The sequence below is a fragment of the Blastococcus aggregatus genome (assembly GCF_900221005.1).
Classification (GTDB): Bacteria; Actinomycetota; Actinomycetes; order Mycobacteriales; family Geodermatophilaceae; genus Blastococcus; species Blastococcus aggregatus.
The window spans coordinates 1-19,486 of record NZ_OBQI01000004.1 but is presented as its reverse complement, the minus strand read 5'-3'; the positions used below and the strand labels follow the sequence as shown (position 1 = coordinate 19,486).

At 71.3% G+C, this 19,486-nt stretch carries 15 protein-coding genes; 12 read left to right on the top strand and 3 right to left on the bottom strand.

Annotated elements, in window-relative coordinates; genetic code table 11:
• The first annotated feature begins 21 nt into the window (after window positions 1-21).
• The 12 genes from CRP29_RS13390 to CRP29_RS13335 all read left to right on the top strand — a co-directional run bounded on the left by CRP29_RS13390 (window position 22) and on the right by CRP29_RS13335 (window position 12,047).
• Window positions 22-339, top strand: coding sequence for a hypothetical protein (locus CRP29_RS13390; RefSeq protein WP_245852792.1), 318 nt, complete (start codon window positions 22-24; stop codon window positions 337-339).
• Window positions 339-1,145, top strand: a complete 807-nt coding sequence (locus CRP29_RS13385; RefSeq protein WP_097195976.1) for a hypothetical protein — start codon at window positions 339-341, stop codon at window positions 1,143-1,145. Before CRP29_RS13390 ends, CRP29_RS13385 begins: the two co-directional genes overlap by 1 nt.
• 139 nt (window positions 1,146-1,284) lie before the next feature.
• Window positions 1,285-2,745 carry a hypothetical protein gene (locus CRP29_RS13380; RefSeq protein WP_245852791.1) on the top strand — a complete coding sequence of 487 codons (1,461 nt, stop codon included), beginning with the start codon at window positions 1,285-1,287 and terminating at the stop codon, window positions 2,743-2,745.
• On the top strand, window positions 2,742-4,256 hold the full coding sequence (locus CRP29_RS13375) for an SCO6880 family protein (RefSeq protein WP_097195593.1): 1,515 nt from the start codon (window positions 2,742-2,744) through the stop codon (window positions 4,254-4,256). Before CRP29_RS13380 ends, CRP29_RS13375 begins: the two co-directional genes overlap by 4 nt.
• Window positions 4,253-5,761 (top strand): ATP-binding protein, encoded by a 1,509-nt coding sequence (locus CRP29_RS13370; RefSeq protein ID WP_097195592.1) that lies wholly within the window; start codon window positions 4,253-4,255, stop codon window positions 5,759-5,761. Before CRP29_RS13375 ends, CRP29_RS13370 begins: the two co-directional genes overlap by 4 nt.
• A gap of 32 nt (window positions 5,762-5,793) precedes the next feature.
• Window positions 5,794-6,930, top strand: coding sequence for a M23 family metallopeptidase (locus CRP29_RS13365; RefSeq protein WP_245852790.1), 1,137 nt, complete (start codon window positions 5,794-5,796; stop codon window positions 6,928-6,930).
• 107 nt (window positions 6,931-7,037) lie between these two features.
• Window positions 7,038-7,604 carry a conjugal transfer protein gene (locus CRP29_RS13360; RefSeq protein WP_097195975.1) on the top strand — a complete coding sequence of 189 codons (567 nt, stop codon included), beginning with the start codon at window positions 7,038-7,040 and terminating at the stop codon, window positions 7,602-7,604.
• The gene (locus CRP29_RS13355) at window positions 7,601-7,909 is read left to right on the top strand and encodes a hypothetical protein (RefSeq protein ID WP_097195590.1); all 309 of its coding nucleotides are present in this window, start codon (window positions 7,601-7,603) and stop codon (window positions 7,907-7,909) included. The genes CRP29_RS13360 and CRP29_RS13355 overlap by 4 nt, the downstream gene beginning before the upstream one ends.
• The gene (locus tag CRP29_RS13350; RefSeq protein WP_097195589.1) at window positions 7,909-9,207 is read left to right on the top strand and encodes a hypothetical protein; all 1,299 of its coding nucleotides are present in this window, start codon (window positions 7,909-7,911) and stop codon (window positions 9,205-9,207) included. Before CRP29_RS13355 ends, CRP29_RS13350 begins: the two co-directional genes overlap by 1 nt.
• Window positions 9,208-9,218: 11 nt before the next feature.
• Window positions 9,219-10,739: a type IV secretory system conjugative DNA transfer family protein gene (locus CRP29_RS13345; protein ID WP_097195588.1), complete on the top strand. Its 1,521-nt coding sequence runs from the start codon at window positions 9,219-9,221 to the stop codon at window positions 10,737-10,739.
• A 104-nt stretch (window positions 10,740-10,843) separates the two neighbouring features.
• Entirely contained in the window at window positions 10,844-11,218 is a 375-nt protein-coding gene (locus CRP29_RS13340; RefSeq protein ID WP_245852789.1) for a hypothetical protein, read from the top strand.
• A 181-nt stretch (window positions 11,219-11,399) separates the two neighbouring features.
• Window positions 11,400-12,047, top strand: a complete 648-nt coding sequence (locus CRP29_RS13335; protein WP_097195586.1) for a hypothetical protein — start codon at window positions 11,400-11,402, stop codon at window positions 12,045-12,047.
• Window positions 12,048-12,298: 251 nt separating this feature from the next.
• Here the strand turns inward: CRP29_RS13335 and CRP29_RS13330 are convergent, their stop codons facing one another.
• From CRP29_RS13330 to mobF, 3 genes are all read right to left on the bottom strand, one after another.
• Window positions 12,299-13,024, bottom strand: a complete 726-nt coding sequence (locus tag CRP29_RS13330; protein WP_097195585.1) for an adenylate/guanylate cyclase domain-containing protein — start codon at window positions 13,022-13,024, stop codon at window positions 12,299-12,301.
• A complete protein-coding gene (locus CRP29_RS13325; RefSeq protein WP_097195584.1) occupies window positions 13,017-13,601 on the bottom strand; it encodes a Pycsar system effector family protein in 585 nt (194 codons plus the stop codon). The genes CRP29_RS13330 and CRP29_RS13325 overlap by 8 nt, the downstream gene beginning before the upstream one ends.
• A 110-nt stretch (window positions 13,602-13,711) precedes the next feature.
• The gene (mobF, locus tag CRP29_RS13320; protein WP_245852851.1) at window positions 13,712-19,315 is read right to left on the bottom strand and encodes a MobF family relaxase; all 5,604 of its coding nucleotides are present in this window, start codon (window positions 19,313-19,315) and stop codon (window positions 13,712-13,714) included.
• Window positions 19,316-19,486: the final 171 nt, after the last annotated feature.

Sequence of the window (19,486 nt, the reverse complement as noted above, 5' to 3'; positions counted from 1 at the left end):
TCGACCGTCGCGCTCGTCGCTGTGGGTCTGGTCGTGCTGACCGCGTTGCCTGCCACCGCGGCGCCGGTGGAGTTGACCGCGGCGGTCTGCCCGGAGGCGCCGCCGGGAGTGGAGGCCTTCGCCGATCAGGTGACGGCGTGGGTGAAGTGGGGGGTGCTGGCGCTGATCGGGATCGCCGCGGTCGTCTCGCTCGGCTCGGTCCTGGTGGGCCGGATGTTCTCCCATCCGCATGCCTCCCGGTACGGGGCGATGGGCATCGCGGTGGTCGTCATGGTGGCCATCACCTACACAGTCATCCTGGTCATCCTCGGATCGATCACCGGCAGTGGGTGCACCTGATGCGCCGCCGTCTCGACGTCCGGGGGAGCGGTGCGCCGGAGTGGAGCCCCGCGCGTCTCCTCACGGCGCTCGTGGCCAGCGCGGTGGTCGCGCTGGCGCTTCTGACCGGCCTGGTCCTGGCAGTCGTCGGAGGGCTCACCGAGGAGCCAGACGAGAGGGACGCCGCACGACAGGCTGCTGCTCCTTCCCGGGACATGTCGCGGCACGATGCGCTGGCCGCCGCGCCGATGCCGACCGCCGAACCCGACGACGCGCTGCCCGGCCCGGTGTCGAACCAGGCTGCCGGCGTCCTCGAGCTGCCGCGCGCCACCGGCGTAGGCCCCGCGGACGTGCCCACCGGCTTTCCGCGAACTCCTGAGGGTGCGCTGGCGCAGTTGGCGGCGATCGACGTGACGGCGATGCAGAGCGGCTCGATGGACGGCGTGCGACGGGTGATCGCCGAGTGGGCCGTTCCTGGCGGGCCGACCTCAGAGACGTGGTCCGGAGTGGACGGCATGGCGAGCCTGTTGTCTGCAGCGGGCCTGTCCGGTGCGGGGTCGCCGCAGCTGGCGATCGTCGTCCGTCCGGTGATGGGGCTGATCAAGGGCACGGTGGGCGAGGACTTCGCCGTGGTGTGCGTGAACTTCGAGTTCACCGTCACCGTGGAGCAGACCTCCCGGATCGCGATCGCCGACTGCCAGCGCATGGCCTGGGTCGGGGACCGGTGGGTCATCGCCCCGGGGGAGGAGCCGGCGCCGGCGCCCTCGGTTTGGCCAGGCACCGACGCTGCCATCGCAGCCGGCTACCGGGACCTGCGCTATGTCTGAGCAGCGACGTGAAGGGCGTAGCGGCTGGGGGCGCCGACTGGGAGCGGTCCTTCTTCTGTCCCTAGCAATCTGCTTGGTGTCCACAGGTCCAGCAGCGGCCGCGGACCAGATGGTGACGGCCTTTCCGGCGGTTCCAGGGGTGCCCGGCTCGCTGCCGTGCCTGCCGATCAACCCGTTCTGCGCGGTCGGCGAAGCAGCCGGCGCCGTGGTCGAAGACGTCTGGGTCAATGCCATGTTGTCGCTGTGGGAGGCCGGGCTGTGGCTGCTGGGCCTGGCGTTCTCGGTGATCGACGCTCTCGCCACCCCGGACCTGTCCGCCGGTGGCCCGTTGGCCGCCGTCTATCCGGTGACGTTCGGGATCGGCGCGACCGTGGCCGCGATGATGGCCATGGTGCAGCTGGGCATCGCGGCCGTACGCCGGGACGGGCAGACGCTGGGCCGGCTGCTGATCGGGCTGGTGCAGTTCGGACTGGTGTGGGCCGGCTACGTCGGGGTGGCGGCGCTGCTGGTCACCGGGGTCTCCGGACTGACCACCGCCCTGCTGCGCAGCCTGCTCGACGTCGACACCATGGCGGCCTTCGACCCGTCGATCAGCGTGAGCCGCGACCTCGTCGACGGCACGGTCGCCACCGTGCTGGGGGTCAGCTCGATCTTCCTGCTGGTGCCGGCCAGCGTGGGCTACCTGCTGCTGATGCTGGTCCGCGAGGCGGCGCTGATCGTGCTGGCCGCGACCTCGGCGATCTCGGCAGGAGGACTGCTGGCGCAGACGTCGAGTACGTGGTTCTGGCGCAGCCTGCGCTGGTTCCTCGCCGCGCTGCTGGTTGCCCCCGTCGCCGTGCTCGTCCTCGGCGTCGGAGTGGCCATCACCGAGGGCATCATCACCGGAGCTGAGGAAACGAGCACCGAGGCCGCGATCGGCATGGCGGTGGTCGGCTGTCTGCTCATCCTGCTCGGAGCCATCTGTCCGCTGGCGCTGTTCCGGCTGCTGGCCTTCGTCGACCCGGGCACGTCGAGTGGTGCGGCGTTGCGCTCCTCGCTGGCCGCGTCCGGCGGAGTCATGGGCGCGCTGCAGAAGGCCGGTGGCGGGCGAGCGGCTGTGGCCACCGCGGCGTCGGGTGCCGCATCCGGTGGTGTGGCCGCCTCCGGCGCCGCGGCGCAGCTGGCCGGTGACCGCGCGCAGGGCGAGTCGACCGCGGACGCGGCGACCAGCGGGCGCTTCGCCGGCGCTCTGCGTGCGCTGACCACCGGCACCTCCACGGCCGGCCGACTGGCCGCGGGGGTGGCCGCCTCGGCGTCCGACGTGCTGTCGGGCGCCGGAGTCGGGCACACCCACCCCTACTACGGGCAGCCGCTGCCCGCCCGGCTACCGGCGCGCGGCAACGGCGCCACAGGAGGGACGGCGACCGGAGGCGGGCAGGGCCGAAGGCGCCGTCCCGACGACGGCGGAACAATGCCGACGAGACCGACCGAGAACGGGCACGCCCAGCCCCCTGAGGACAGCCCTCCTGCGGCCTGGCCCGCCGAACGCCTCGACGGCATGGCACCTGACCGGCCCGACGAGAGCGGCCCGATAGGCCCCCACCAGGACGACGCCCGATGAACGCCGTCCGCTACGGCGACTACTCCCGCGACGTCTCCGGCTGGTTCCTCGGCATGACCGGCGCCCAGTTGGCCCTGGTCACTCTCGCCGGCGTACCGGCGCTGCTGGCCCTCAACGCGCAGGCATGGGGGCTGTTCGCCATCTGGCTGCCGGTGTGGGCGCTGCTGGCCGCCGTGCTGCTGATCCCCATCCGAGGGCGGGCCGCGGGCCGCTGGTTCGCCGATCTCTGCCTCCACGCGATCGGAGGTGCGATGGGCTGGACGGTGTTCGGCTCCCGAGCCGCGTCCGGGACGGCCGAGGATCTGTCCGAGGCGGACCTGCCCGGAGTGCTCGCCGGCATCCGCACCCACGACGGACCGCCCTACGGGCAGCTGTTCACCCGCCCGGTGATCGTGCAGAACTCCGCGGCGCGCACCTGGGCGGCCGTGGCGCGGATCGACCATCCCGGCATCGGCCTGGCCGAGCAGGGCGAGCGGGACCGGATGGGCGCCGGCCTGGCCGAGCTGTGTGAGATCGCCGCGCGCACCGAACTGATCGACGTCCTGGCCCTGCAGGTGCGCACGGTGCCCGACGACGGCGCCGAGCGCGCCGCGTGGGAACGAGCCCACACCCGTTCCGACGCCGCCCCTCTGGCCGTCCGGGTGAACGCACTGCTGGGTGCCACTCTCACCCCGGCCGCGGTGCGTACCGAGGCCTTCGTGACCGTCGTCGTCGGCGAGAGCCGGATCGGGCGGGCCGCGAAGGAGTCCGGCGGCGGGGTGGACGGCCGCGCCCGGGTGCTGCACGGGGTGATGGCCGAGGTCGAGAGTGCGTTGCGCGGCCCGGTCGGCTGCACCGCCGTCACCTGGCTGGACTCGGCGGCACTCGCTGCCGCGGTGCGCACCGGCTTCGCTCCCGGCGACCGTGGCCCACTGATTGCCGCCGACCTGGCCGCCGCCAACGGCGCCCAGCTGGCGACCGGGGTGCCGATGGCGGCCGCCGGGCCCACCCACGCCCGCGCCGAGGTGCGCCACTACGTCCACGACGCATGGGCGTCGGTCACCGACACGATCCTGCTGCCCGATTCCGGGGCGGTACTCGGTGCACTGGCCCCGGTGCTGGTCCCGACGACGGCGGGAGAGCGGCGCTGCCTGACGGTGTTCCTCGCCCCGCTGACGCTGGACCGAGCCACCCGGGTGGTCGGGCGGGAGGAGATGAGCGCCACTACCGGTAACGAGCTGCGCGCCCGCATGGGCTTTCGGCAGCGGGCCCGGCAGCGACGGGACACCGAGCGGATCGGTGCCGCCGACGAGAAGCTGGCCGCCGGTCGGGCACTCGTCCGTCCCGCTGTTGCGGCCTGCGTCACCGTCCCGGCCACGTGGCCGGTGGACGAGCACGGCCGCCGGCTCGCCGCCTCCATCCGTGCCGCCGGCTTCGTGCCATTGCGGCTGGACCTGGCGCAGGACTCCGGCTTCGCCGCCGCCGCCATTCCCCTCGGCGTCGGGCTGCCCGACCGCAGGGCACGACGATGAACCGCCGCGGCTCCCGCCGGGGCCGGGACGTCGCCGTCCTCCTCGACGACTTCGGCCACCGACTGCCAGCGCAACCCACCGTGGACATAGCGCCACGCGAGCGGGGCCCTTTCGCCCAGCTGGTGTCTCGCCGCGGGCCGCGCGGACGTGGCCGGGGCCGGGCGGCGGCGACCGCGCCGCTGTCGGTGTGGCGGATGACGTCGGAGCAGACGCCGGTGGTGTGGCCGCTGATCGCCAGCAGCGGGCTACCGCCCACCGGTGCACAGATGGGCATCGACCTGCTGTCGGGCGGAGCGTTCTACTGCGATCCGATCGGCTGGGTCACCGACGACGACATCCCGGTCACCAACCCGAACGTCGTCGTCTTCGGCAAACCCGGCCGCGGCAAGTCCGCCACCGTCAAGGCCTTCGCGCTGCGGATGCTGGCCTACGGCTACCGAACCCTCGTCCTCGGCGACACCAAGGACGAGTACGAGCCGCTGTGCCGCGCGCTGGGCGTGGAGCCGTTCGTCATCGGCCACGGACTCTCCGCCCGAGTCAACCCACTGGCCTTCGGCCCGCTCGGCCACGGCTGGGAGCAGCTCGACGCCGCCGAGGCCCGCCGCCGCGAGGCCATCATGTTCGCCCGCTGGCTGGTGCTGATCCGGGGCCTGGTCGGCTCGCAGAACGTGCCCTTCGGCCCCGTGGAGGAGACCGCCGTCGGCGAGGCGCTGCGACTGCTCACCGGCTACCGCAGCGGAGCCACCCGGCTGACCGAGCCCACCATCCCGCAGCTGTGGCAAGCCCTGGACGAGCCCACGGACGACCTCGTCGCCTCGTGCCGCTACGCCGACCGGCGGCACTTCCTCGACGCCACCCGCACCCTGCGCGATGCCCTCGGCTCCCTCGTCAAGGGATCGTTGGCCGGCCTGTTCGACGACCACACGTCGATCGAGGTCGACTGGCGCGCGCCAATCCAGTCGCTGTCGCTGTCCCGCCTCGAGCCGCTCGGTGACCAGGCCGTCGGCATCGCGTTGACCTGCCTGAACTCCTGGGGACAGGCGATGCGAGAGATCGCCGACCCAGGCGACCTGCGCATCGTCATCCGCGACGAGACCTGGCGGCAGATGCGCCTCGGTGCCGAGGCGATGAAGAGCCTGGACGCCAACCTGCGGCTGTCCCGCCGCGACGCCGACGTGCAGATCCTGCTCGCGCACAAACCCTCGGACATGCTCACCGCCGGCGACGCCTCCTCCCAGGCCGTGGCCATCGCCCGCGACCTGCTGCACCTGTGCGACGTCAAGGTGCTGCACGGCCAGGACCAGGCCGTCGCCGACGAGCTCGCCACCATGCTCGGGCTGACCCCGATCGCCCAACGGGTGGTCACCGGCTGGGCGATCGCCGGCAAGGGCCGCGCCCTGTGGCTGGTCGGCGACCGAGCGTTCAAGGTGCAGACCGTCCTCACGGCGCCTGAGCTGGCCCTGACCGACACCAACGAGGCCCTCACCGACGGACGCCCGGCGTGAGCGGGATTGTCGAAGGACTGGCTAAGGCGTACGTGAAGCGATGGCTGTGGAAAGCCGCCGCTCCCGTCGCCGTCCCGGTGTTCGGCGTACTGACGCTGCTGCTGATCCCTCTCGCGGTTCTCGCCGCTCCGGAGGCGTCGACGGCGTCGGCGTCGTCGTCCTGCTCGATCGGCGGCACCGGCGCCACCGTCGCCGGCACCGAACTGGACGCCGTCCAGATGGGCCACGCGCAGACCATCGTGACCGTCGCCTCGGGAGATGGGCTCGACCCGTACGCGGCCACCGTGGCGCTGGCGACCGCCTACCAGGAGTCGCGAATCCGGATGCTGGCCAACGACGGCAGCAGCCCCCGACTCACCGCCGAACAAGCCGCGGTCACCGCAACGAGCCTGAACTTTCCGCATGACGGGCTCGGCTCAGACCACGACAGCGTCAACACCTTCCAACAGCGCTGGATCGCCGGATGGGGCACCGTCGCCCAGCTGATGGACCCCGTCTACGCCGCCGAGGCCTTCTACCGACGACTCATCGAAGTGCCGAACTGGCAGGTCATCCCGCTGACCGAGGCAGCTCAGGCAGTCCAGGTGTCGGCGTACGGGTCGGCGTACGCCCGCTGGGAGCCGCTCGCCAGCGAGCTGACCACCATGCTCTGGCCGGCCGCCCAGGCGACCGCGGCCGACCCGGGCGGCGCGGTGGCCGGCGTCTGCCCAGGCCTGCCGGTGGCCTCCGGGTCGTGGATCCGGCCCACCGCCGGCACGGTCACCTCTGGGTTCGGGCCTCGTGGGGGCACCCTGCACGCGGGGGTCGACATCGCCGGACCCCGCGATACCCCGGTCTACGCCACCGCCGACGGCACCGTGGTCATAGCCGCGTGCACCAGCGCCTACTGCGACCGCGACGGCAGCCTGAGCCTGACCGGCTACGGCAACCTCGTCGAACTCGACCACGGCGGCGGCGTGACCACCCGCTACGCGCACCTTTCGGCCTACACCGCTACTGCCGGCCAGCGCGTCAGCGCCGGGGCGCTGCTCGGTTTTCAGGGGTCCACCGGCAACAGCACCGGCGTCCACCTTCACCTCGAGGTCCGCCTCGACGGCGCGTCCGTCGATCCGGTGCCGTGGCTTGCCGACCGCGGCGTCGACCTGCAGGCCGCCACCATCGCCGGCTGACCGGCAGAGAGGAATCACGACGTGGACATCCACCACCGACCCAGGGCCGGCGCGTGACGCCCCCGTTTCGGCGCCGCGATCCGCAGCCGATCGCCCGGGGATGGGAGATGGCCGTCGCCGCGGCCGGCGGTGCCCTGATCGCTGTCGCAATGGCGGCCCTGGTCGGTCTCGGGCTCGCCTCGGCGTTGTGGGGCGGTGGCTGGGTGTGGCCGCGGGGCAACGAGACGATCACCCGCGTCCTCGGCGGACTGATGCAAGGCAAACCGGGCCGCGGCCTGCCGCCCGATCAACTGCGTCAGGTCGCCGGGCCCATCCCGGCGTACGCCTGCGTTGCCGCCGCCGAGCTCGTCCTGGTGACCGCCGCCGTCATCACCGCGGTCCTGATCACCCGCTACCGACGCCCGGGCGACGCCCGCGGCGGCATGGCTACCCGCAGGGAGGCCGAGCAAGCCCTTGGGCTGCGCCAGCTTCGCGCCGGGCGAGCGGTCATCCGCCCGGACCGCTACCCGACCAGAGGCGGCCGGCTCCGCCTTCATCGCCTCCTGTCCACAGGCGGCGACGCGATCCGAAGTCGTACCCACAGATCCCCCCAGAGCGCCAGTTCCCGACCGACCTCCCCAGCACCGTCGACCCAGACATCACCCATCCGCACCGTGAAGGAGACCCCTCGATGAGCTCGACCGACGACGGCTTGAACCCTGATCTGCTCGCCGCCCGCGCGAAGGCTGCGGCACTGTTCGCCGCCGCTTCCCGCAACGAGCAGGCGGGGCCGACGGCCCAGCTGCACTGCCTTGCTGCCGCCACCGCCCTGCGCGCGCCCAGCGCCCCGGTACCCGCGACGGCCGACGCCACCGACCCTGACCGGCTCGTCGAGCAGGCGCTGCGCATCCTCGGCAATCTGCCGGCCGCTGATTTCGCGCACCCCGACGTCCTCGCTGCCGCTCAGCACGGCCACCGAGCGCTACGTGCGCCACGCTGATGGCTACCTCGCTCGGGCAGCTGCTCGACGCCCTCGCCGACACAGCGCGGACCACGGACGACAGCCCGGCCGCGCGCGCCGATGCAGGCACCGCATTGAGCCACTTGGGCCGGGCGTTGGCTCACCTGCGCCGTGACGGCGTCTCCCCATTCGCCGGCGATCGCCGCGAACAACAGGTCGCCGCCCTGGCTGCGGCCTGCACCGAGCTCGGCGTTCGCGCTCCGGCGACCGAGTCGGCGTTGACCCGGTTGGCGGCAGCCGCAGCTGACACCGTGGGCGTCCTGTACGACCACACCTCCGTGACCAGCCGGTGGGCCGTCGCCACCGCCGTAGCCGAGACAGTGACGCCACTGGCCGCGGTGGTCGCCCACCGCCTGCCTGCCGGTCCGGCGACGCAGTGGCACACCGAGGTCGAGCGACAGGCGGCCCTGGTCCAGCAGACAGCCGCGCTGCAACCGCCGAACCGTGCCGACGTCGCCATCCTCGACCGTCCCGTTCCAGGACCCGCGGTCGTTACGTCCGCGGATCCGGCACGCGTGGTCCCCGACGCCATCGGCGTCCTTCTCCAGGCCACGGCCCGCGCCAATGATCCGCCGTCGGTCACCGAGGTCCTGGCCTACACGATCGCCGCCCAGACACTCAGCTCAGCCGCGGAGCGCCTCGGCTCCACCGACGCACCACCACTCGCAGGTCAGACAACGGCGGCGAACGCCTGGCGCGCCGTCCGAGCATCCCTGCGTCCGTACGACGACGGCAGCCGCCACTTCCACCAGCACGCACCAACCGGCGTCACCGCGGCCGGTCGACTCCATGCCGCCCTCTGCTCTGCCGAACCTGACCCGGCCACCTGGACGGCGTCCCTGCGCGCATCGGTCACGTCCGCGGCCCAGCACCTGCCCGCTCTTGCCACGCAGCTGCTGTACCGCACCGTCCGGTCCTGGGCCGACACCGGATCCCTGATCGCTTACGCCCGCGACGTGCCGCCGCGCGACGAACGGGTGGCCGCGTACCTGCGCGGATATCAACCCGGCGGGCTGGTCCGCGTGAACGCCACGGACCTGCAACCGGTCGCCGGCGCTCTGCACAACGCCCGACTGCTCTCCCTCGCCGTCGCCGACCAGGCAGCCGATCCGGATGCCCGCGCGACGGCCGGCTTTCCGCGCCGGGCCTGGGCCGCGAATCGGGCGCTGCTCGACGATCCGCAGACGCCGGTCGCGCTCAGCGTGGCCATTCAGCAGGCACACCAACAGCTGCAGGCGGCGCGAGTCCAGCGGTCCGGGCCCGGCCGGGCGCGGTGAAGGGAAGTCGGATGTTCACGTCAGGATTCGACCCGACCGACGTCGGCTGGCGGCTGGGCCGCTCGGTCCAGCCGCACGGGGTGGAACTGTGGTGCCGGTTCGACCGCACCACCGGCGTCTACGGCGAGCAGGGTTCCGGCAAGACCCTCGACCTGCTCGCTCCCGCCCTGCTGGCCCACCGCGGCGCCGCGCTAGCGACGCTCACCAAGGTCGACGATCTGATGCTGACTGCGGCGCGGCGGCAGCGGCCTTCTGGCCCCGACGAGCCGCCGCGCCCGGTCGTGGTCCTCGATCCTTTTGGCGCCGCCCCGGGGCTGGCCGAGCTGGTGTGGGATCCGGTCGCCGGCTGCGTCGATCCTCGGATCGCCGAGCGACGAGCCAAGGCGTTCGCCGCCGGCACCGTCGCCGGCGCGGTCACCGGAGGCCGGCAGGACAACGCCGCCCGGTTCTACGCCGCGGAGACAGCCAAGGTGCTGCAGGGCTTCCTGCACGCGGCGGCACTCACCGGTCGAACTTTGGAGCACGTCCTGGAGTGGGTCGCCAACCCGGTCGCCGCCGAGCAGCCCGCTGAGATCCTGCAGCAGCATCCGCACGCAGCCCGGTTCTGGGACGGGCTGCTGATCGGCGCGCTGCACGGCAGCCCGGACACCGTTGGCAACACGGTGACCACGGTCCAGCAAGCGATGGCGCTGTTCTTCCAGCCGGACATCAGGGCTCGCTGCGTGCCTGCGCGCGGGCGGCCGGCGACCGACCTGGCTGACCTGATCTCCCGGCAGGGAACGGTCTACCTGCTCGGACGGGAGGACCCCTACGCCTCGGCGGCACCGTTGATGACCGCGGTCGCCGAGCACGTCCTCGACACCGCCCTGCACGTCGCCGCCACCTCGCCGCACGGGCGGCTGACCCCGTGCTTCCTGGCCTGCCTCGACGAACTGCCGTCCACCACGCCGCTGCCGACCCTGCGGGTGCGAATGGCCAACGAACGCGCGCTCGGTCTCTCCTTCATCTACGCCGCCCAGACCTGGAAACAGATGGTCGTCTCCTACGGCGAGGACGAGGCCCGCTCGCTGTTCGGGCTCACCAACAACCTCGTCATCTTCGGCGGCGGCAAGGACGTCCACTTCTACCGGGAACTGTCCGACCTGCTCGACGACGTGCGGATCAGCCGGCGGACCGTCACCGATGGGCCCGGCGGCATGGGCACGTCCCGCTCGGGTGAGGACGTGCGGGTGATGCGCCCCGGCGACATCCGTCGCATCCCCGAGCGGCACGCTCTCGTGGTCGCAGGCACCGCGCCGCCGATCATCGCCCGGTTGCGGCGGTGCCTCGACGGCAAAGATGGTCAGCAGCTCATGACCGAGCTCGACGCCGCCCGCGCGCGTGTCAGCCGCGCCCGCCCGTACACCGACGACGTCCAGCAGCGCACCGCTGCCGCCCTGGCCTACGCCCGCGATCACCGGCTCGTCCCCGGCCGGCACGTCGACCCGGCCGACCCGCCGACGGCACCGCAGCCCGAGGCGGGGTCCTGGTGATCGTCCTGCCGTTTCCACCGCCACCCCTCGCGGTGCTGCATGCGCTTGAACTTCTGGGGAACGCGCGTCGAGGCGACCGAGGGGGAGCGACCCAAGCCGGCGCCGTGGCAGACCTGGAACGCCCCTGGGAGCCGGCCGCCTGCAGCGGGGAGCTGGGCGCAGTGGTCTGGGGTTGGTGTGACGACGTCGTCGCATGGATCAACCACGAGTACGCGTGGCGGCCTGCGCAGATGGTCCCGGCCTGCTGGCCCCACCACGCCCACATCGCCCGGGAGCTGCCGGTGCTGGCGGTGCTGCGGTGGGAAGCAGAGAACGCAGCAGGTCCCCAACTGGTGGAGGAATGGAACCGCTACGCCTTCCCGATGTTCTGCGACCGCATGGCCCAGCGGCTCGGGGAGAGCACCTGCCGCACCGGCCGGCACCAGGACTGGCCCGCCGAAAGCCGCTACACAGCCTTCCTCGACGCCTCCGCGCGATGATCAACGCAGGCGCCAGCGGCTCACCGCGAGGAAACGAGCGGACGGAGGCCAGGAAAAGACGTAGCCCCGGCGACATGACCAGAAGTCAGCGGTCCACCGGGGCTTTCACGGTCACTCTACGCCAGGATGGGTCGTGATGACAACGCCGACGCCGCCTACCTTTCCACCGGCAGGTGGTTGGGTGGAGGCCTGGCTCAGTAGCCCGCGCTTTTCGGTCTACCTTGCCGCCACGGGCGCGGACAGGGACCGGGCGCTGGCCCTGTACGAGTGGAACGCCCGACTCAGCGCCGCGTTGATGCACGATCTGGCGCACGTCGAGGTCGGGTTGCGCAACGCATACGACGGCGCCCTGTCTGCTCGCTGGCCGGGGCCTCCGCACTGGACGCTGGCTGCAAATGCCGTCTTCGCTCCAGTCTACCGGACCCGCGGACGACGCCGCGTCGACGTCAACGAGAAGCCCCGGGACAGCTTGCGCCAAGCGATCGCAAACGCCGGTGGTACGGGTGCCCCGTCCGGAAAGATTGTCGCTGAGCTCATGTTCGGCTTCTGGCGCTACCTCAGCTCCGCAGCGCACGAAAAGACGTTGTGGGTGCCCGCGTTGCACCGCGTCTTTCCGCCGGGCACTGACCGCGCCCTTCATGTCGACGGTCCGGTCGGCCGCCTGCACGCCCTGCGCAACCGGGTGGCACACCACGAACCGCTACTGACGACCGACGTCGCCGGTCGGCTGGCCGACATGCTCGGCCTCGCCGCCCGTCTCGATGCCCGACTGGGCCAGTACCTGCAGGCGACCAGCACGGTGGCCAACCTGCTGACCAGCCGGCCGTAGGGGCTGCGCGCCAGGACGAACAAGCTGTACTCGTCTCACACCGTGAGCTGGCTCGAGGGAGCCTGGTCCTCCCTAAGCATCCTGACCCCAGGATTATTCATCCATGGCGCTTGTGACGGTACGATTATCGGCTGCTCTGGCTGATCGCATTCACATGGACAGCGTGTACCCACGGTTCTCGCATACGGGATCATCGCTGCTGCCGCGAGTTCGCTCATGTGGCCATCCTCACTCCGCCTCGTAGTTAGGTGCTACTTGCAGTTCTCGGTGTACCAGTTTTCCATCGCGATATTCACGACCCATCCCGAGTGGGGTCCGCCCCAGGTAATCTGCTTCAGCAAGCCTTGGTTGTACTCATTGAGGTTCTGGTAGAAAACGCCATCGGCGTAAATTGGATGGTTCCCACCCTTCGAGCCTTGAGCCGCCAGCTTGGCTGCCTGGTTGACCACGTCCCCCATGTAGACGACATCGGAGATGCCGCTGCCGTTGTAGCCGGCCTTAATCATGAGCGCGCGGCCGTATGAGAGCCCGATTCCCGCCTTGACTGGAGTCTTGTAGCCCTTCTTCTCCATCTTGTAGCGCAGCACCTTCATCATCGAATTGACTTCGGCCGCCCTTGAGAAGAGGTCGTCGACGTCGGTCTTCAAGGTCGTATCGAAGACTCCCCAGACGCAGTCGCCAACGATGTTGATTTCTCGCGCATCGAGGTCGCTGTTCATGATTGCGACGACCTCAGAGATGAACGATCGATAAATCTTGGCCAGGACGGGTCTCTTGTAGCTAGCCGGCAGGCTCGATGAATCACGGAGATCAACGAACATTGCCGCGCAATTGGCGTAGTAGCCGTTGCTGTACGTCAGCTTGTCCCGACTCGGGAGGGAGTCGGTTTCCTCGTAGTTGCCTGCCGCTGCATCGAGGTACTGGTCCAGTCGGTTGAACGAGTTGGTGTAGCTGTAGGTCTTGTAGTTGCTATCCACCGATAAGTCCAATCGAATTGAGAGCAAGATATGTCCCTGTCCAGCTGCAGGCGACGATCGATGCGATGAGTAAGACGAGAGCGCGGCCAGCCCAGAGGTACTTGCGTCGAGCGACCGTTGCGTTGACCCACACCTGCTGAGCCACCTGCTGCAACTCGGCTTCGCCGGAGGTAACCAATCCCCGCAAGGCTCGCCCGTACGCCTCCGGGGTGTTGTAAGCCCGTGCGATGTGATCGAAATACAACAGGCTCGTCGGCGTCTCCCGTGCTCGCAGCTGAGGCCATAGCGCGATGATCGACATGAATCCGGCCAGAGCTGCCAGTAGCCCGCAGGCTGCGGCCGGAACAGTCAAGGTCCACGGCGGCTGGGATTGCTTGTCGAGCAAGTTGTAGAGCACGCCAGCCACGACGCCGGCCGCCGCGAGAATCGTGCCCGCCTTGGCCTCTGCATGGCGGACCCACTCGTTGACCAAGCTGAGCACCTCCCACGGGCGGGCGGGATCAACCTCGACCGGGACGTCGTCGGGGATCGGCTCCGGAACAGGGCGGCCGTGAGGACGACGGCGCAGGAACCTCATGCCGGGCGGTCGGTGAGCGGAGGACGTGGCACAGCTGCAGTCGTACCAGGCGGGGCCGACATTCCTACCCGAGGCGACTCACAGCAGACTGAGACTCTGTGCCGATCCCTCTAATGTCGGGGTGGCCCCGGCGGGGTTGAGACGCGCGAACGGCGTGCCGCGGCAGCAGCACGCCGGGCCGCCTGCTGGCTGTCGGTCAGCGTCCCTCGCCCTAGCTCCGCTGCAGATGTCACAGAGGTGGAGGGCTCCGTCCCCTGGTCAGTAGAAGCTGTGGGAGTTCCGCCGCGCAGCGCTGTGCGCGCCGGCGCGTGAACATCCTTCGTCCGACCCTGAGCTGCGTCGAAGACTTCTGAGAGCGCGATGTCGGGCGCGATGCCGGTGCGGGCCACCACGTGGGTGAGGTGCGCCGGCCAACTGGTGGACGGAACGGCGGCGATGACCTCGGCGGCGCGACGGACGGCGTGCACCTGGCCTTCGACGGTGTTCAGCCGGTCGGTGTAGACGGCGACGCGGGCATCGATGAGCGTGCTGGCGAGGCTGGGGGAGACCGCGAGGGCCTGACGCAGAGTGGCGGCGCCGGCCCTCTGCAGCAGCTCGGCGGGGTCCTTGCCCGTCGGGATGGCGAGGTGGCGGGGATCGTCACCACGGGCGGTGAGCTGCCAGAAGATGCGCTGGGCGGCCTGTTGTCCGGCCTGGTCAGCATCCGTCGCGACGATGATTCCGGACCGTCCGTCGCCGAGGAATGGGCGTAGCGCCTCGGCCTGCGTGTCGGTGAAGGCGGTGCCCAGTGGGGCGATGCCGACGTAGTCGCCGTCGCCGGCGAGGGTGACTGCCAGCGAGTCGAGGGGGCCCTCGACGATGACCGGGACGGCGCCGGCGGCCAGTTCAGCGGCTCCTTCGGTCAGTCCGTACAGCTCGTGGCCCTTGGTGAACAGCTCGGTCTCAGCGGTGTTGAGGTACTTGGGGACGGCGTGGCCTCCGTCGTCGTGGGTGGGGTTGCGGCGGCCGATCCAGCCGTGGATCTCTTCGCCGTCGCGGATGGCGAAGACGAGCCGGTCACGGAAGCGGTCGATGACCCGGCCGGTGGAGGCGTAGCTGCCCAGGCCGGCGGCAACGATCTCGGTGTCGCCGGCGCCGAGGCGGCGCAGGTGGCTGGTCAGCGCGGTCCAGCTATCGGGCGCGTAGCCGACGGTGAACCGGTCGTCTTCCGTCAGATCGGTGCCGAGCCGGTCGGTGAGGTAGGCCGGTGCCCAGGAGTCGCGGTAACGGACGGTGAAGAAATCGGCTGCCTGCTGGTTGAGCTCTAGGAGGCGCTCCCGATCAACTCCGGTGTCTTCTTCGTCAGCCCTGTCGGCTGCGGGTGGGCGACTGGCGTCGGCAGTTCGATCGTCTAGTCCTGTCGAGACGGGGTGCTCGGCAGTGGCTGGGTCGTCGCCGTTGAACTCCTCGTGGAAGAGTTCGGTGTCGTCGGGTTCAACCAGACTGGCCAGCCAGTCGTCGTCGGCAACTCCGTCGGCTGTGGGCAGCTGGTCGAGGTCGGTCGGCGGGGTCGGTGCCTGGGTGCCTGCGGCGGACGCCGGGTCGGTGAGCACGCGAATCCGCCACACCAGGGCGGTGGCCAGCTCGTCCGGGCGCAGCTGGTCGTCGTCGGGATGACCGGCGCGCAGCAGGTCATGGGCTGTGGACAGCACCTGGTCGGGCTGCCAGCCGGCGTCGCCAGCAGAGGTGACGGCGGCGACCAGCGCGGGCCAGGCTGGGTCGGCGACCACCCGCTCGGCGCCTGCGGGGCCGACGACGTCGGCCAGGACGGGGCTCCAGTCCGGGCGCAGCGCCTCGGAGACGGAGGTGTCGGTGGCGGTCATCGCGGCGGGGGAGAGGTGCCCGCACAGTCGCCACCACAGCGCGGCGGCGGGCTGCTCGTCCGGCAGGGGACGTTGGGCGACGACGGCCCGGGTGAGCCCAGTGATGTCGATTCCGGCGCGGTCGGCGGCGGCGAGCCGCTCGGCCAGGACCGGCCAGTAGGGGTCGCCGGTGATGCGTGGGTCGATGCTCTCGACGAGCGGCGCCCAGCGCGCGGTGAGCGCGCGCTCGTCGCCGAGCAGCCGCGTGACGCGGTCGTCGAGCGCCCGCTGGGCCCGCGCGTCGGCGGCGCGCGGTAGCGCCGGGCCGCTGGGACGGCGGTCGGCGTCGTCAACGCCGTGGGCGGTGCGCCAGACGGCGAGATCGGCGACCAGCTGGGGATCGCGGTCGATGAGTGGAAGCGCCCACGCGGGAGCGCTGGTGGGGGTCCAGGCGCGTGCGCGGGCGGCGACGTCGGCGGCCGGTGAGCTGACCTGGTCGGCGGAGTCGGCGAGGTAGGGGCCCCACTCGAGGTCGTCGCCGAGCGCCTTCGGAAGGCCGGGCAGCCACGGCAGGGGGCCGGTCCCGGCCGAGTGGTGCCCGGTGGGGTCGACACGCCAGTCCAGGACCGCGGCCACATCGCGGGCGTCGTCCAGACCTCGATCCGAAGCCAGGGCCTGCCGGAGGACTTCGGAGGGATCACGACCGGAGACGGCGCACAGCGCCAGGTGCGCGCGCAGGACGGGGTAAGCCGCCTGCGTGGTCAGGCCCGGCATCACCGCGTCGGCGGCAGTGTCGATGGCCTCGAGGGCGTCCCGGCCGAGGCGGTCCTCCGCGGCGGTATTGAGCGCGTCGTAGTACCGATCTGCAGCGCAAGCAAGCAGAGCGGCGGGATCGGCCAGCGCGCGGCCTTGGCTGGTGGCCGAGGTCGGGGAGCCGTCGCGAGCCAGCACACGAGTCAAGACGTCGACGGCGGTGGGCGGCAGCAGCGCGTCGCGGGTGATCACGCTGTGCGGGTCGCCGTCCCCGGCGGTGGTGAGGAAGAGGTGGTTGGCGTGCCTGCCTCGAGTTAGGGCGACGTAGAGCAGCTGGCGGGACTCCTCACCGGTGGCGACGGTGTAGCAGGTGTCGGCGGTGAGGCCCTGTGCGCCGTGCACGGTGGTGGCGTAGCCGAGGTTCACGTGGTCGGTGACGTAGTCGGTCGGCAGGGTGAGTCGCCGTCCGGTGCGCTGGTGGACGACGTCGAGGGCGCCGGTGTCGCGCACGGTGGTGACCGTGAACCGGTCGCCGTTCTTGACCCAGTCGGTGGCGCTGATCGGAAGGGTGCGCTCGTTGCGGCGGGTGATGACCGAATCGCCGGCGGATGCTTCCGAAGCGTCGGCGAGGGTGACCTGGGGTCCAACCGGGCCGTTCTGCTGGGCGAGGCGGTCGCGGCGGGCGCGGCTGTTCAGTTCGGCGACCAGATCGCGGGTGGGTGCCAGCATGATGGCGTCGCGGCCGGCGGCCCGGTCGGTCGACCAGGCGGTGTAGGCATCGTCGGTGACCGTGGCCAGGTCGCCGACGTGCACCCGTCCGTGATCGATGTAGTAGGCAAGGGCGGCCGGGTCGCCGTCGCGCAGCGCCAGGGACGCGGCACCCTCTGCGTGGTCAGGAGCGCCGGTGTCGGGGTCGGTGAAGCGCAGTACCTGCGAGAGGGTGACCGCGCCGTGGGTGGTGACGATGTCGCGCAGCACTCCGCCGGCGCCGATCGCTGCCAGCTGCTGGTCATCGCCGATCAGCCTGACCGACCCGCCGGTCCCGGTGACGAACGCGATCACCCGGGCCAGGTCGGAAGTGCTGGCCATGCCGGCTTCGTCGATGACCACGAGGCTGTCCGGTCCGATGCGCGCGACCCAGGGCGGGGCGTTGTTGCCGGTGGCCAGTGCGTGGATCAGCTTGGCGAGGGTGTCGGTGTCGGTGCCGACTTCCTCACCTAGCGCCGCAGCCGCCGCCGCCGAGGGAGCAAGGCCGACGACGTTCCCGCCGTCGGCCTGCCAGGCCGCGGACAGCGCACGCAGGGCGGTGGTCTTGCCGGTACCTGCCGGGGCCAGTGCCAGTTGCACCCGGGCGCCGGAGGTGGCCAGTTCGCGGACAAGCTGTACCTGACCGGGGTTGAGCTCGACCCGGTTGGCGGTGGACTCCAGCAGCGCAACGTCCACGGCCGCGGGCGGCACCACGCGTCCGTCGCGGCGTCCGGCCGCGGCGAGAATGGCCCGCTCAGCGGCGAGGATCTCGGTCGAGGTGTACAGCGCCGAACCGGCCACGGTGTAGACGGAGCTGCCGTCCGAGCGGCGCAGCGCCAGGGGCTCGGTCACCGGCTCGCGGCTGCCCAACGGCGTCGACAGGGACAGCGCTCTGTCGACGACGGCGTCGATGGCTTGGTCGAGGTCGGTCAGCCGGATCGTGGCGGCGCGGGCCTGCCGCTCGGCCTCGGCGCGGACGTGGTTCACCTGCCAGGTCGCGCGCGAGCTCTGCACAGTCGACAGCACGTGCTTGGCGGTCTGGTCGACCCATCCACGCGTCGGGCGCCTCGCTTGGGGGCCGTGGCGAGGGCTGAGTGCACCGCGGAGGTAGTCGCTCAGGCCGGTCTCCCCGCCCAGCACCGCCAGCGCCTCGGTGCGCCAGGCAGCGCGCTGCTCGGCGTAGGAGCGGGGCTGGTGCTTGCGCTGCCGGGTCTCGAGGTTGGCCCGCTGCGCCAGGGATACGGCCTCTTTCGGCGTCGGCGGCCGCCCGTGGTCGGCCTGGAACTGCGCCGACAGCGCCGCGCGGCGGGTATCGATCGACGCCCGCCGCGACGACCAGAGCCGGGGGAGCTCGCCGTCGACGCCGACGATTTCTCGCACCGGCCGCTTGTTCGGATCCGCGCCGGGGCGGTCGGCGAAGCGGACGTCGAGCCGCTCGGTGAGCAGGGCCTGCAAGCGGGTGTTGTACCGCTCGGAGGCGGTGACGTTGTTCTTGTAAAGGAGTCGACCGTCCAGCGCCAGCCACCGCCCGTCGCGCGTCTGCACCTTGTTGCTGACGGCCACGTGGGTGTGCAGATCCGGGTCGCCGGCGCGTGAGTCGCGATGGGTGAACGCCGCTGCGATCAGTCCGCGCACCTCCACCTGCGCCACTCCGTTGCGGCCCGTGCGGGTGTAGCCGGCCTGGTCCTCCAACCAGGTCAGGGTGTCTGCCACCGCGTCGGCGTGCGCCTGCTCGATGACGGCTGCGACCTCTGGCGCAGCGATTGCCCACAGCGTGGAGACGCTCTTGACCGGGCTGAATGTCAGGTCGTACCCGGCGACCGCGGTCGTGGCCTGCCGCGAGATGCGGGCCAGATGACCGGACAGCTCGCGGGCGTCGGCCGGCGGACGGCCGTAGGTCTCGACGAACATCGTCGAGGCAAGCTCGGTGCGGATGCGGGCTCGTTCCTCGGCCGGCACGGGGGTGTCGGCGGGCAGGCCGAGCGCGGTGTTGTGGTCGCGGAACGCCCCTGCCGAGCGGCGGTGGAACATGTTGGCCTGCTCGTGAATGCGGTAGGGCGCGCCCAGGCGGCTGGCCTGATCGACCTCCTGCGGGTCCTTGCCAGCCAGCTGCGCAGCGCGCTCGATCTGGTCGGCGTTCGGGTGCCGCCCCTCCCCGAACAGCGCGACCATCTGCGCCTCGGTGACCCGATCACCGACCGGAAAATCGGGCACGGCAGCAAGCCCGCGTCCCATCCAGACGCCCGGAGTCTCACCCTTCGCGCTGTAGTAGGCGCCCAGGTTGTCGAAGCCGCGGGTCGTGGCGTCGTGCGCAGCCACCTGGCGGGTCAGATACGTGTATCCGTCTCCCGCAGTGAGCTTGTGCAGCGTCATCACGACCCGACAGTCGCGACCCCCTCTGCCAGCTCCGGCGCCGCGGCGCATCGATAAAGGGCCGGTTCGGGCCGTGATGAGCTCCTATGTGTCAAGACGGCCCGGGAGTAGCGTCCGGGTCGGCGGTGGGTGCGGTGGACTGACCGCAGCGAAGAGCAGGTCTGGGACTGA

Excerpts from the sequence above, each read along its gene's own strand:
- CRP29_RS13385 (WP_097195976.1), top strand. The coding sequence starts at position 339 with ATGCGCCGCCGTCTCGACGTCCGGGGGAGCGGTGCGCCGGAGTGGAGC.
- CRP29_RS13375 (WP_097195593.1), top strand. The coding sequence starts at position 2,742 with ATGAACGCCGTCCGCTACGGCGACTACTCCCGCGACGTCTCCGGCTGG.
- CRP29_RS13370 (WP_097195592.1), top strand. The coding sequence starts at position 4,253 with ATGAACCGCCGCGGCTCCCGCCGGGGCCGGGACGTCGCCGTCCTCCTC.
- CRP29_RS13360 (WP_097195975.1), top strand. The coding sequence starts at position 7,038 with ATGGCCGTCGCCGCGGCCGGCGGTGCCCTGATCGCTGTCGCAATGGCG.
- CRP29_RS13355 (WP_097195590.1), top strand. The coding sequence starts at position 7,601 with ATGAGCTCGACCGACGACGGCTTGAACCCTGATCTGCTCGCCGCCCGC.
- CRP29_RS13350 (WP_097195589.1), top strand. The coding sequence starts at position 7,909 with ATGGCTACCTCGCTCGGGCAGCTGCTCGACGCCCTCGCCGACACAGCG.
- CRP29_RS13345 (WP_097195588.1), top strand. The coding sequence starts at position 9,219 with ATGTTCACGTCAGGATTCGACCCGACCGACGTCGGCTGGCGGCTGGGC.
- CRP29_RS13325 (WP_097195584.1), bottom strand. The coding sequence starts at position 13,601 with ATGAGGTTCCTGCGCCGTCGTCCTCACGGCCGCCCTGTTCCGGAGCCG.
- mobF (WP_245852851.1), bottom strand. The coding sequence starts at position 19,315 with ATGACGCTGCACAAGCTCACTGCGGGAGACGGATACACGTATCTGACC.